11 protein-coding genes and 2 tRNA genes are annotated in these 13,424 nt (G+C 47.7%); 9 read left to right on the forward strand and 4 right to left on the reverse strand.

The window, feature by feature from the left end; translation table 11 throughout:
• Nucleotides 1-66 precede the first annotated feature (66 nt).
• The 4 genes from DXC57_RS12395 to DXC57_RS12410 all read left to right on the forward strand — a co-directional run bounded on the left by DXC57_RS12395 (nucleotide 67) and on the right by DXC57_RS12410 (nucleotide 4,709).
• A complete protein-coding gene (locus DXC57_RS12395) occupies nucleotides 67-2,454 on the forward strand; it encodes a formate C-acetyltransferase/glycerol dehydratase family glycyl radical enzyme (protein ID WP_118652885.1) in 2,388 nt (795 codons plus the stop codon).
• A gap of 117 nt (nucleotides 2,455-2,571) precedes the next feature.
• On the forward strand, nucleotides 2,572-3,558 hold the full coding sequence (locus tag DXC57_RS12400) for a glycyl-radical enzyme activating protein (protein ID WP_118538385.1): 987 nt from the start codon (nucleotides 2,572-2,574) through the stop codon (nucleotides 3,556-3,558).
• A 211-nt stretch (nucleotides 3,559-3,769) separates the two neighbouring features.
• Nucleotides 3,770-4,057 (forward strand): DUF2325 domain-containing protein, encoded by a 288-nt coding sequence (locus DXC57_RS12405; protein ID WP_022358490.1) that lies wholly within the window; start codon nucleotides 3,770-3,772, stop codon nucleotides 4,055-4,057.
• Nucleotides 4,058-4,298: 241 nt separating this feature from the next.
• Entirely contained in the window at nucleotides 4,299-4,709 is a 411-nt protein-coding gene (locus DXC57_RS12410) for a metal-dependent transcriptional regulator (protein WP_118471928.1), read from the forward strand.
• A 182-nt stretch (nucleotides 4,710-4,891) separates the two neighbouring features.
• Here DXC57_RS12410 and DXC57_RS12415 read toward each other — a convergent pair whose 3' ends face one another.
• The 3 genes from DXC57_RS12415 to DXC57_RS12425 all read right to left on the reverse strand — a co-directional run bounded on the left by DXC57_RS12415 (nucleotide 4,892) and on the right by DXC57_RS12425 (nucleotide 5,926).
• Entirely contained in the window at nucleotides 4,892-5,521 is a 630-nt protein-coding gene (locus DXC57_RS12415; protein ID WP_022358492.1) for a DUF4397 domain-containing protein, read from the reverse strand.
• A 241-nt stretch (nucleotides 5,522-5,762) separates the two neighbouring features.
• Nucleotides 5,763-5,834 (reverse strand) — tRNA-Glu (locus DXC57_RS12420).
• Nucleotides 5,835-5,852: 18 nt separating this feature from the next.
• Nucleotides 5,853-5,926 (reverse strand) — tRNA-Pro (locus DXC57_RS12425).
• A 316-nt stretch (nucleotides 5,927-6,242) separates the two neighbouring features.
• Here DXC57_RS12425 and DXC57_RS15550 point away from each other — a divergent pair.
• Nucleotides 6,243-6,386: a hypothetical protein gene (locus tag DXC57_RS15550; protein ID WP_022358601.1), complete on the forward strand. Its 144-nt coding sequence runs from the start codon at nucleotides 6,243-6,245 to the stop codon at nucleotides 6,384-6,386.
• A 225-nt stretch (nucleotides 6,387-6,611) separates the two neighbouring features.
• On the opposite strand, the gene DXC57_RS12430 is transcribed toward DXC57_RS15550, so the two are convergent.
• Nucleotides 6,612-7,295 carry a 3D domain-containing protein gene (locus tag DXC57_RS12430; RefSeq protein WP_182457304.1) on the reverse strand — a complete coding sequence of 228 codons (684 nt, stop codon included), beginning with the start codon at nucleotides 7,293-7,295 and terminating at the stop codon, nucleotides 6,612-6,614.
• Between the two features lie 470 nt (nucleotides 7,296-7,765).
• Between DXC57_RS12430 and hrcA the strand changes: the two genes are divergently transcribed.
• The 4 genes from hrcA to dnaJ all read left to right on the forward strand — a co-directional run bounded on the left by hrcA (nucleotide 7,766) and on the right by dnaJ (nucleotide 12,996).
• Nucleotides 7,766-8,809 (forward strand): heat-inducible transcriptional repressor HrcA, encoded by a 1,044-nt coding sequence (gene hrcA / locus DXC57_RS12435; protein WP_107001098.1) that lies wholly within the window; start codon nucleotides 7,766-7,768, stop codon nucleotides 8,807-8,809.
• Between the two features lie 31 nt (nucleotides 8,810-8,840).
• Nucleotides 8,841-9,452, forward strand: a complete 612-nt coding sequence (gene grpE, locus DXC57_RS12440; protein WP_118471934.1) for a nucleotide exchange factor GrpE — start codon at nucleotides 8,841-8,843, stop codon at nucleotides 9,450-9,452.
• Nucleotides 9,453-9,596: 144 nt separating this feature from the next.
• Nucleotides 9,597-11,456, forward strand: a complete 1,860-nt coding sequence (dnaK, locus tag DXC57_RS12445) for a molecular chaperone DnaK (RefSeq protein WP_118652889.1) — start codon at nucleotides 9,597-9,599, stop codon at nucleotides 11,454-11,456.
• Between the two features lie 385 nt (nucleotides 11,457-11,841).
• Nucleotides 11,842-12,996 (forward strand): molecular chaperone DnaJ, encoded by a 1,155-nt coding sequence (dnaJ, locus tag DXC57_RS12450; RefSeq protein WP_118467196.1) that lies wholly within the window; start codon nucleotides 11,842-11,844, stop codon nucleotides 12,994-12,996.
• Nucleotides 12,997-13,424 lie beyond the last annotated feature (428 nt).

Genomic DNA, 13,424 nt, shown 5'->3' on the forward strand with positions numbered 1-13,424 from the left:
ATAGCAGGTGCTAAAAAAATAAATCCCACAGAATGGGAATGTGAGTAAAAAATAGGAGGAAATCAGATGGCAGCAATCGAAAGAAAACCATACATGGATCGGATTGACCGATTAAAACAGAGAGTATTAAAGACCAAGCCAGAGATGGATCTGGAAAATGCAATTATTCTGACAAAAGGCTTCCAGGAATCAGAGGGACAGCCGCTGTGCATCCGGAAAGCATATGCATTTAAGAAACAGTGCCTGGAGAAAACTGTAAAAATCTGGGGGGATGAGCTGATTGTCGGCAATGCCGGAAGCAAGCAGCGCGGTGGTATTTTAAGTGTCGATACCTGCTGGTCGGTTCTGGATGAGGAGCTGGATACCATCAGTACCCGTCCATATGACCCATTCTATCTGCGCCCAGAGGATCGGAAGGCATTTGAGGAGATCATCCGCCCGTACTGGAAGGGACGTTCCACGTATGAGCAGTGGCTGGTACAATGCCCGGATTTTGCGGCAACCTTACGTGACTGCGGCGCTCTTTACATCAACCGTAAATCAGTTCGTGGCTGGGGCGAGACGACTGCGGGTTATTCCAGAGTCATTAAAGAAGGCATGGAGGGAATCAAGGCGCATATCCATAAAGTGCTTGATACACTTGATATTACCCGTCCGGGTGACTATGAGAAGATTGAATACCTGAAAGCGATGGAGCTGGCAGCTGACGGTATCTCCGCATTGGGACACCGCTATGCGGCAGAGGCGAGAAAGCTGGCAGAGGCAGAGCCGGATGAGAAGCGCAGAAAAGAACTGTTACAGATTGCAGAGACCTGCGATCAGGTTCCGGAAAAACCGGCGCGTACCTTCCGCGAGGCGATTCAGTCGATGTATATTTATCAGACCTGTATTTTCATGGAGCAGAATGCAGCAAGCTACAACCCGGGACGTATGGATCAGTATCTTTACCCATTTTATAAGGCAGATATCGAGGCTGGCCGTTTGACAGAGGAAGAGGCGCAGGAACTTTTGGACTGCTTATGGGTTAAATTCTCTGAGCAGTGCCTGTTCCAGGATCAGGTAACCGCACAGTTTTCCGCCGGTTACCCAATGTTCCAGAACGTATGCTGCGGCGGTGTGGATGAGTGCGGCATGGACGCAGTCAATGACGTGTCGTACCTGATTTTGCAGGCAACCGCAGAAGTACAGTTATATCAGCCGTCCCTGTCTGTCCGCTACAATATGGCGAAGAATCCGAGCAGCTTCTTAAAGAAGATTGCAGAGGTTATCAAGCTTGGAACCGGTTTCCCGGCATTCCACAACGATGAAGTTGGTATCGAGATGCTCCTGAACAAGGGAATCCCGTTAAAAGAAGCATATAACTGGAATCCATGCGGCTGTGTAGAGACGAACCTGGAAGGAAAACAGAGATGCTACACCGCATATGCAGACTTCAACTTAGGTTCTGCGGTTGAATTTGCTCTGTTAAACGGTAAGAGCCGTAAATATGGCATTCAGGCATCTGAGGCGACCGGCGATCCGACTGCCTTTAATACCTACGAAGAGTTTGAAGAGGCAGTCAAAGAGCAGATCCGCTATGAACTTCGCGGAACCGTGGCTTCCAGCCATGTATGCGATGACATTGGCTTCCAGAGGGTCGTTCCGGCACTTTCCCTTTCTTTCTATGAGTGCGTAGAGAATGCGAAAGATTACGCATGGGGCGGTGCGAAATATAACCTTGGAAATGGTATTGATGCGATCGGCGTAGCAGACCTGATCAACAGCCTGATTGCAGTAAAGAAACTTGTATTTGATGAGAAAAAAGTAACGATGCAGCGTCTTCTGGATGCACTGGATGCAAACTTTGTGGGTTATGAGGATGTCAAGAAGATGTGTGATGAAGCTCCGAAGTACGGCAATGATGACGACGAAGTAAACGAGCTGACCGGTGATATGTTCTGTTTTATCGCGGACTATATCGAGTCGTTCCACAGCAAATTCGGCAAGATGACGCCAGGTATTCTTCCGGTATCTGGAAATACTCCGTTTGGTCTGGAGGTCGGTGCACTTCCGTCCGGACGTCTGGCTTGGAAACCGTTAGCAGACGGCGTATCTCCGAACCAGGGAACCGATACCGAGGGCATGGGCGCTGTATTGAAATCCATTTCCCACATTCCGCATGGCCGTTTCAATCAGGGAACCCTGCTGAATGTAAAGATGGATACGGTATTCCGCGACAGTCCGAACTCGACAAAAGAACTGATGAACTACCTGCGGAGTCTCTGCTCCCTGGGCGTATTCCACACACAGTTCAATGTCATCGATACGGAGACCTTAAAAGAAGCACAGAAGCATCCGGAGGATTACAACGGACTGCTGGTACGTGTAGCTGGTTATACAGCATATTTTACAGAGCTTGGAAAAGAAGTACAGGACGATATCATTTCCAGAACTTCACATTCCAATATCTGCTAGGAAAAAGAGTGAAATCTGCCGTGTTTCATAAAAAATGCGGCAAATCAGCTACCGGGGATGTGCATCATGCGCGGTGGCGGGCAGCAGGCAAGGTGTACTTGACAGGAGGAACAGCGTATGGAATTAAAAGCAAATATTCTTCGGATTGAGCGGTTATCCCTCTCCGATGGGAAGGGAATGCGGACGGTTGTATTTTTTAAGGGCTGTCCCCTGCGCTGTGCCTGGTGTTCGACACCGGAGTCGCAGTCGGGGCAGCGGGAAGTCTACTATATGAAAGAGCGCTGCACCGGATGCGGCGCCTGCATCCAGGTCTGTCCGGAACAGGCACTTCGCCGGAGCGAAAAAACGGGAGAGATCGTGAGGGATCACAGCCGCTGTAAACAGTGCTTTCAGTGTGTGGATGCCTGCAATTACCGGGCACAGCAGATCTATGGCAAGGAGATGACCGTAAAAGAAGTAATGCGCGAGATCCAGAAGGATGAGATGTTTTTCTTCTATTCTGATGGTGGAGTGACACTTTCAGGAGGTGATCTGTTCTGTCAGACAGATTTTGCGGAAGCACTGCTGGAGGCTTGTGATGACGCCTGCATCAATGCGGCGGCAGAGTTAGATATGTTTACTTCGTTTGAAAATGTGAAACGGATCGTGCCGCATCTGCAGATGTTTTATGTGGATGTGAAAACGATGGATCCGGAAAAGCATAAAAAATGGACGGGGCAGGATAATGCCTGTATTCTGGAAAATATCCGCAAAGCCGATGCGATCTGCGCGCCGCATTCGATTCATGTCCGTGTGCCGCTGGTAGAAGGAGTCAATGATGATGTGGAAAATATTCGGAAAACGGCGCAGTTATGCCAGGAACTTAAAAATTGTCAGGAATTGGAATTTTTGCCATATCATAGACTGGGGCTTCATGCATACCGGCAGCTGGGAAGAAACTATCAATTAGAAGAACATGCGTCGATGAGCCGTTGGGATGTGTATCAGAAAATGGGATTTCTGTGCGAAACGGATTGGATGTTTGATATAGCGATATCAGGATTGGAGGTGTATAAAGCTGGAATAGGAAAAACGGGAGTAACAGAGGAGGTGTTAAAAGCGTAAAATACGATAAAAATTAGTATTGGATAAAAATGGATAATGGGAAAATGCGTACCGTGTAAGATAAGGTTGGTTGGTGAAAAATAGTCTTGCACGGTACGTTTATTTCTATGAATTTTCTATGAAGTTCAATTTTCCTCTGGACAAACAAGATAAGTTAGTGTATACTAACTTCATCAGCAGTTAGACAGAACTAACTTTCGGAGGATAAAATATGAGTGTTGTAATTGTAGGTGGTCATGACCGCATGGTCAGCCAGTACGTGAAAATCTGCAAATCATTTAACTGTAAGGCAAAGGTATTTACACAGATGACGGCGGATTTCGGCAAACAGATCGGAGCGCCGGATCTTCTTGTACTTTTTACAAGCACCGTTTCCCATAAAATGATTCGGACAGCGGTTGATGGTGCAAAGGGAAGCCGGACAGAAGTTGTCCGCTGCCACACCAGCAGCAAAACCGCGTTGGAAGAAATTTTGCAGGAACACTGTGCAGCTTGCTGACGTATTTAAATGCGAAGCCACGGCAAATTCCGTTACTGGGCACGTATGCGTGAACAGTAACTCCGTCGGTTTCTGGAAACGATAGATTGATTTCGATATGGTTTGAAATATTCTTCCAAATATGGTATTCTAGTATATAGTATTATGGTAACTGGTCGGCAGTTTGGGAAGACTATTCTGCGGGAGACGGGAAGGCACGAAGCCAGGCCGGTTATGTGTTAGAAGTTTGGAGGGAATCACTTTGAAAATACAGCAGTCAGCAGAGGATTATCTGGAAACGATTCTTATGTTAAGCTATCGCAAGCCGATGATCCGTTCGATCGATGTAGTCAATGAGCTGGGGTATTCAAAACCAAGCGTCAGCGTTGCGATGAAGAATCTTCGTGAAAACGGTTATATTTCGATGGATCATGAGGGATATATCACTCTGGAGCCGTCGGGACGGAAGATCGCGGAGATGATTTATGAGCGTCATACATTACTGACAAAGCTTTTGGTAGCGTTGGATGTGCCAAGAGAGGTGGCAGTGGAAGATGCCTGCCGCATTGAACATGTGATCAGCCCACAGAGTTTTGAGGCAATCAAAGAATTTGCAGCCGCGCATCTGGCAAAGATCGAGAAAGCAAACCGGGCAGATGAGCCGGAAAAATAGATGGCTGTTTAAGATTCGGACAGTTATATTCTCATCATAAATTTATAATTGCAGAGGACACGGAAGAGAGACCGCACGCGTGAACGTGGCGGTCTCTTTTTTCATAGGAAATTACGTCCTATGAAAAAAACGCTCCGCGGGATGTGCACTCGCGTGAAGAAGCTTTTCTCAAATAAAAGCGATCAGGCGTTGAGCATCTGCACCGAAAAATCATTAAAAGTACCCAGAACCGCCAGCGTGTAGCTGTAACCGCTGCGAAGCCGGATATTTGTGTTGACGATGGCGAAGCCCGGATTGGTACGGCGGTAGACGGTCAGCTGGTAGATGCCGGGGATGATGTGCATGTAGCGCGTATAATTCATGTAATCCAGATCGGATACGACCAGACGTCCGTTCAGGTAGATATCGATCGGTTCGCGGATGGAGGCGGCATTGTAGAAACGCAGGTGCGCGATCTCCGATGAGGTGGAAAAGAACGGCGAGAGAATGCCCCAGGTCCAGAGCGCGCCATTTGGAGATGGCTTCCAGTTGGAACCGCCGCAGTTTATGCAGCCACCGGTGTTCGGGCTGCCATGATTATTGGACGGCAGGCTGGGCATCACATCCCCGTATGGCCCGAAGCCCGGAGATACCTGAAGATCATTGGATGAGCTGTCCGGATATGTTAAGATAACAGGAGGCTGAGAACTAAATCCAGACTGTGCCGTATCACTGGTTCCAGCTGCTGCCGCATCCGTCTCCGGTGCCGCCGCCGGAGTCGTGTCAGCATCCCCCTCAGGCACTGCTGCTGCATCGTAGTTGTATGTTTCCATAAAAAGATACCCCTTTTCATATTGGCTATATTGCAGTATATGAAGAAGAAAAAAGGAGAGTTACTATTTGCAGGCAGGAATTTTCTGGACTGAAAATCCTGTTCGATCCTGTAGAAAAAGCGTATTTTGCCGATCTAGAATGCGGAGCATCGGCAAAATTCAGTTATAGTTTACATGATTTGGTGAAAGGTCAGGAATGAAGAAAATAAAAAAGAGACTCGAATCTCGAATCTCTTTTCAGTGACCTGTCCGGGAATCGAACCCGGGTTTACGCCGTGAGAGGGCGTCGTCTTGACCGCTTGACCAACAGGCCATATTTAATTTTATTCAATCGAGGCGACGTGATTCGAACACGCGACCTCTGCGTCCCGAACGCAGCGCTCTACCAAACTGAGCCACGCCTCGATATGATTTTCTCGCTTTTGAAGCGGTGCTCATCAGCGACTCCTATATACTATCACGTCTTCAAAAAAAATGCAAGCGTTTTTTTGAAAAAAATTGAAAAAGTTTTAAAAAATTGAAAAACCCTTTAAAATCAGTATTTTCACGCTTTTAACTTATATTTCGAAATTATTATGAATAACGTAAGAAAGCGAAAGGATGATTAAAGTCCTGCTAAGGATGCGCCGAAACTCTTTTCATTTTGGATAAAAAGAATAAAATGGGGAACAAAGCATAGTGAGCTTGCATTGAAAAATGAATGAGTCAGGAGGAATTAAGTATGAACATTATCGCAGCCATCTTATTTGGAATATATGGAGTGATCGGAGGCGTGAGTACCGTCGTATGTACCGTGAGCATTCCGGGTATCATTATTTGGAAAATTTACCGGAAAACGAAATATCATAAGGCGCTGACGGATTAAGTAAAATAAGGGTAACTGTTCAGTAGGTCTGTGCATTTACTGCGCTGACCGTACGAAAACATGGGCTAGCAGGCAAAAATCCCATTGCCGTAGGCAATTTTTAATGGATTTTTGCACGTGACTGTGAAGGTACTGAACAGTTATAAATAAGAATTATAAAAAAAGGGTCTTGCAGGTGAAAGATTTTCTATCTGCAAGACCCTTTTTTGCTTAAAATCAATGTAATTATCGGACAATATAGACATCGGCGCTTCTCTTTCCATACTGCAGTGCCTGACTGTGGGAATTGAAGAAGATGTCCAGTTTGTTTCCGCGGATGCCGCTGCCGCTGTCCTCAACGGTATAGACAACGCCGTTGATGCGGAGTTTAGTTCCGAGTGGGAATACGCGCAAGTCGGCGGAAATGGTATGTCCTGCCTGCGGAATGGTGCCGGATTTAGTGCGGTTCTTTCCGCCACGGCAGCATCTGCGGCAGCTGCAGTAAGCAGTTGTCGTAAAACGTCCGGCGTAGATTTCAGCAGGTGCCTCTGCTTCCTGTGCCTCGGCAGCAGCATTTGTGTCAGTATTTTCAGTCATTGCAGCTTCGTCAGCGTTCTCTGCCTCCGCCTGTGCAGACTCATTTGAAAATGCAGCGACTTCTGCCTCGGAAGCGTTCGTGTCAGCCTCTTCTTCCGCAGCAGCGTTTGTCTGCTTTCTAATCAGCTCCGGATCGGAAGCCGGACCAGATGGTGTCTGGGCTGCTTCGGTGGAAGTGCCGTTTGTTTCTTCACCGGCTGCCGCATCTATTTGGGAGACAAGCTCGGTTCCGGCATCTGTGGCTGCCAGTGTATTCATGGTGCCTGCCATGAGACAGACCAGGCTCATTGCCGTTGTGGCAAGTCCGCGCCGCATGGTGTTCATCATATTCATCAAATAAAAACCTCTCATTTCAATTTAGATTCATTTGTCTCATCGCAACGATTGTGCATCTCACAAATATTGCAATGTGTTTACAAATGTTATAATTTATTACTATTATATTACAAAAATGTTAAATGTCAAGTCGGAGAGCCGGAAATAGGGCTCTGGGAGCGGTCGGAGGTTCGACAAGTCGAAAGCTTGTTCGAACGCAAACAGGAAAGCGGGTAAGGGAGTTTCTACCTATAGAAAATGTGAAAATCAGCGTGCCTAAAAACAGGGTATGCAGAATGGAAAATTTTATTCGAAAAAAGAAGAAAAAAATTTTTTTAAAAACCGAAAAAAATCATTGACAAATACTTGCGTAAGTAATATAGTATGAACTGTAGATATTAGCACTCTGATAGATTGAGTGCTAACAGAAAACTTCCAGAGCGGGTTTAAGAGACCGGCGGAAGCGGATGCACGGAAGGAGAGATTGGATGGAACTGGATGAGAGAAAAGAAAAGATTTTGAAAGCGATTATCCAGAACTATCTGGAGACCGGAGAGCCGGTTGGTTCCAGAACGATCTCCAAGTATTCCGATTTGAAACTCAGTTCGGCGACGATTCGAAATGAGATGTCGGATCTGGAAGAACTGGGATATATCATTCAGCCGCACACATCGGCAGGCCGGATTCCTTCAGATAAAGGATATCGTTTCTATGTGGATCAGTTGATTCATGAGAAAGAGACGGAGGTCACGCAAGTGCGTGATATGGTCATCCAGAGAGTGGATCGGGTGGAGCTTCTGTTAAAGCAGATGGCAAAGCTTTTGGCGAGCAATACGAATTATGCGACGCTGATCAGCGGACCGCAGTATCACCAGACGAAGATCAAGTTTATACAGCTTTCCAGAGTGGAAGCCGGGAAACTCCTGATTGTCACTGTTTTAGAAGGCAACATTATCAAGAACTCGATTGTGGCACTCGATGCGGAGCTGACCGATGAGGACATCCTGAATCTGAATATTCTTTTAAATAGTGGTCTCAACGGATTGACGATGGAGCAGATTAATCTGGATGTCATTACCCGGATGAAAGGGCAGGCAGGCGAGCGCAGCCACATCGTGGATGTGGTACTAAGCGAGGTGGCCGAGGCGATTCGTTCCGGCGAGGAAGATTTACAGATTTACACCGAAGGTACGACGAACATTTTCAAATATCCGGAACTGAGCGATGGCGCGAAAGCCAGCCAGCTCATCGGGACACTGGAGCAGAAAGACCTCTGGAGAGAGATTCTTACCGAGGACGATGCGGACAGCGATAAGAAAAATGAGATTCAGGTCTACATCGGAAGTGAGACACAGGTGCAGTCGATGAAGGACTGCAGTATCGTTACTGCCAATTATGAATTGGGGGACGGACTTCGGGGAACGATAGGAATCGTTGGACCGAAACGAATGGATTATGACAAAGTTGTATCGACCCTGCGCTCATTAAAGAGCCAGCTCGATCAGACATTCAATCATAAAGATACCGAGTAGCACGGATGTGCAAAATAAAGAGGTGAGAGACATGGCAAAGACAGAGATAGATTCCAAAGCAGCCGAGGCGGCAAATGAGGAGCAGGTAAAAGAAACAGAAACCCAGGCAGAAGCTGAGGCAGTGAAGGAAAAGGAAGCTTCTTCGGAAGACGCACAAGCGCCGGAGGGAGAAAAAGAGAAAAAAGGATTTTTCTCCAAGAAGAAGGATAAGAAAGATGAGCAGATCGAGGAGCTGACGGATCGCCTGAAGCGCACGATGGCTGAATTTGACAATTTCCGGAAACGAACGGAGAAAGAAAAATCAGCGATGTATGAGATTGGCGCAAAGGACATCATCGAGAAGATTCTCCCGGTGGTGGACAATTTCGAGCGTGGTCTGGCGACCATCCCGGAGGGCGAAGAAAAAAGTGCTTTCGCCGAGGGCATGGATAAGGTTTACAAGCAACTCGTAAAAACACTGGGCGATGCAGGTGTAAAGCCAATCGAAGCGGTTGGTCAGCCATTTGATCCGAACTTCCACAATGCAGTGATGCATATTGAGGATGAAAACCTGGGTGAGAATGTGGTAGCCGAGGAGTTCCAGAAAGGCTATGTATACCGCGACAGCGTGGTTCGCCACAGCATGGTAAAAGTGGCAAATTAAAATAGGTAACACGTAAACAGCTGGCACCCAGAATTCGGTGCTGGTGGTTGATTTGATATAATATAGACAGACAGGCGGCAGAATTTAGCTCCCATGAGGAGAAAGAGAACTGCCAGAAAAAGATAATTTCAGGAGGAAATAACTATGAGCAAGATTATCGGTATTGACTTAGGTACAACAAACAGTTGTGTAGCCGTTATGGAAGGTGGTAAACCGGTTGTTATCGCAAATACAGAAGGTATCCGTACCACACCGTCCGTTGTGGCATTTACAAAGACAGGCGAGAGACTGGTCGGCGAGCCGGCAAAGCGTCAGGCAGTTACCAACGCTGAGAAGACCATTTCTTCTATCAAGAGACACATGGGCAGCGACTACAAAGTAACCATTGATGACAAGAAATATACGCCGCAGGAGATTTCCGCGATGATTCTGCAGAAGCTGAAAGCAGATGCAGAGAGCTACTTGGGTGAGAAGGTAAACGAGGCAGTTATTACTGTTCCGGCTTACTTCAACGACGCACAGCGTCAGGCAACCAAGGATGCAGGTAAGATCGCTGGTCTGGATGTAAAGAGAATTATCAACGAGCCGACGGCAGCAGCGCTTGCGTATGGCCTTGATAATGAGAAAGAGCAGAAGATCATGGTATATGACTTAGGCGGCGGTACATTCGATGTTTCCATCATCGAGATCGGTGACGGCGTTATCGAGGTTCTGGCAACCAACGGCGATACACATCTGGGCGGCGATGATTTCGATAACCGTATTACCCAGTGGATGATCGACGAGTTCAAGAAAGCAGAGGGTGTAGACCTTTCCGCTGATAAGATGGCGCTTCAGAGACTGAAAGAAGCAGCTGAGAAAGCGAAAAAAGAGCTTTCTTCCGCAACTACAACCAATATCAACCTTCCGTTCATCACTGCAACCAGCGAGGGACCGAAGCATCTGGATATGAACCTGACCAGAGCTAAATTTGATGAGCTGACCAGAGACTTAATCGAGAGAACCGCAATTCCGGTACAGAACGCACTGAAAGATGCTGGTATCACTGCTTCTGAGTTAAGCAAAGTACTTCTGGTAGGTGGTTCCACACGTATGCTGGCAGCACAGGAAGAAGTAAAACGTCTGACTGGTAAAGAGCCGAGCAAATCCTTAAACCCGGATGAGTGCGTAGCAATCGGTGCAGCTATCCAGGGTGGCAAGCTGGCTGGCGATGCCGGTGCCGGTGATATCCTTCTTCTGGATGTAACTCCGCTGTCCCTGTCCATCGAGACTATGGGTGGTGTAGCAACCAGACTGATTGAGAGAAATACCACAATCCCGACCAAGAAGAGCCAGATCTTCTCTACCGCAGCTGATAATCAGACCGCTGTTGATATCCACGTTGTACAGGGCGAGAGACAGTTCGCAAAGGACAACAAGACACTGGGAACCTTCCGTCTGGATGGCATTCTTCCGGCAAGAAGAGGTGTTCCGCAGATTGAGGTTACCTTCGATATTGATGCAAACGGTATCGTAAATGTATCTGCAAAAGACCTTGGTACAGGTAAAGAGCAGCACATCACGATTACCTCTGGTTCCAATATGTCCGATTCCGATATCGATAAGGCAGTCAAAGAGGCAGCTGAGTACGAGGCACAGGATAAGAAGAGAAAAGAGGGCATCGATGCAAGAAATGAAGCTGACTCCATGGTATTCCAGACCGAGAAGGCTCTGCAGGATGTAGGCGATAAGATCGATGCAAATGATAAAGCAGCCGTAGAAGCTGACTTAAATGCACTGAAAGAAGCTATCAACAAAGCTCCGATCGACCAGATGACCGATGCACAGATTGATGAAATCAAGGCTGGCAAGGAAAAACTGATGAACAGCGCACAGGCACTCTTCAGCAAGGTTTACGAGCAGGCACAGGCAGCTGGCGCAGCAGGAGCACAGGGCGGAGCTCAGGGTGCAGGAAGTGCACCGCACGACGATAATGTAGTTGACGGAGACTTTAAAGAGGTATAATATAATAGGCAGCCATTTTTCAAAGAAAAATGAGCGGATTACGAATGTTTTTGAGGATTGCGGGAGCACGCAGTGCGGAGCAATCCGGGACATCGGGGTATCAATAGAAAAACGCAGTGAGGGGCTGTCGCAGGAATCTGCGGCAGACCCCCATTTGTAGGTTGTGGGGTAACTGTTCAGTAGGTCTGCGCATTTACTGCGCTGACCGTACGAAAACATGGGCCAGCAGGCAAAAATCCCATTGCCGTAGGCAATTTTTAATGGATTTTTGCGCGTGACTGTGAAGGTACTGAACAGTTACGTTGTGGGAAGATAAATAGATACGATAGAAACTCTGCCGGATGCGGTCAAATGTACCGGCGGATTTTGGGAAGGAAGAGCTGAAATGGCAGAGAGTAAGAGAGATTACTATGAGGTCTTAGGCGTCCCGAAAGATGCGGACGATGCGACACTCAAAAAAGCATACAGAACCCTGGCCAAAAAGTATCATCCGGATGCAAATCCGGGCGATCAGGCGGCAGCCGATAAATTTAAGGAGGCATCGGAGGCGTACAGCGTACTGAGTGATCCGGAGAAGAGACGTCAGTATGATCAGTTCGGCCATGCGGCTTTTGACGGCGGTGCAGGCGGCGCTGGCGGATTCGGTGGTTTTGATTTCAACGGCGGCGATATGGGAGACATTTTCGGAGATATCTTCGGAGATATTTTTGGCGGCGGACGCAGCCGCGGCGGCAGAAGCAACGGACCGATGCGCGGCGCGGATGTGCGTACCAGTGTGCGGATTACTTTTGAAGAAGCGATCTTCGGCTGTGAAAAAGAGCTGGAGTTAAACTTAAAGGAAACCTGTGAGAAATGTCATGGAACGGGTGCAAAACCGGGAACCCAGCCGCAGACCTGTCCGAAATGTAACGGTAAAGGCAAGATCATGTACACGCAGCAGTCGTTCTTTGGTCAGATTCAGAATGTACAGACCTGTCCGGATTGTAACGGAACCGGAAAGATCATCAAGGATAAATGCCCGGATTGCTACGGAACCGGCTATGTAGCGAAGAGAAAGAAGATCAAAGTGACGATCCCGGCAGGTATCGACAACGGTCAGATGCTGCGTGACCGCGGCAATGGCGAACCGGGTACCAACGGCGGTCCGCGCGGAGATCTGCTGGTAGAAGTAGTGGTATCCCAGCACCCGGTCTTCAAGCGTCAGGATACAACAATCTACTCAACCGTGCCGATCTCCTTCGTGAAAGCAGCACTCGGTGGTCCGATCCGCATCAAGACGGTGGACGGCGAGGTAGAGTATGAGGTCAAACCGGGAACCCAGACAGATACGAGAGTCCGTCTGAAAGGAAAAGGTGTTCCGTCTCTGCGTAACCGCAACGTGCGCGGCGACCATTTCGTGACGCTGGTGGTACAGGTTCCGGAGCGCATGACCGAGGCACAGAAGGAAGCGCTTCGCAAGTTTGACGATGCCATGAACGGAATTGCACCGGAGGGCGAGAAACATAAGAAGAAAGGACTGTTCGGAAAGCTGGAGAAATAGAATACGGACAGGACAAAAATAGAAAAGAGCTGTCGGGCTGACATAAAAATGCGGCGCGGCAGCTCTTTGTTTCTGTTTCATAGAAAATTACGTCCCATTACGCGTTCTGTAACAGAATATAGTTACTGTTCACGCATACGTGCCCAGTAACGGAATTTGCCGTGGCTTCGCATTTAAATACGGCAAATTCCTGCTGCCACCACGTTTTCTTACGGCACTTTCGGTTCCAAAAGTGCCTACCCGTGAACAGAAACGTAACAGAATATACCAGAAAAAGACAGAGTTTTGTAAGTTGACTTCCGTTTAAAACTTATATACAATAGGACGATGGAGGACCAGCAACACAGATAGAATGGATTTTTGTCAAAAAAATATGCCAAATGATAAAACCATTACTTGAATGGCAGATCCTTCCGGGAATAGGAACC

It is taken from the genome of Clostridium sp. TF06-15AC (genome assembly GCF_003481165.1).
In the GTDB taxonomy this organism is placed as follows: Bacteria; Bacillota; Clostridia; order Lachnospirales; family Lachnospiraceae; genus Otoolea; species Otoolea fessa.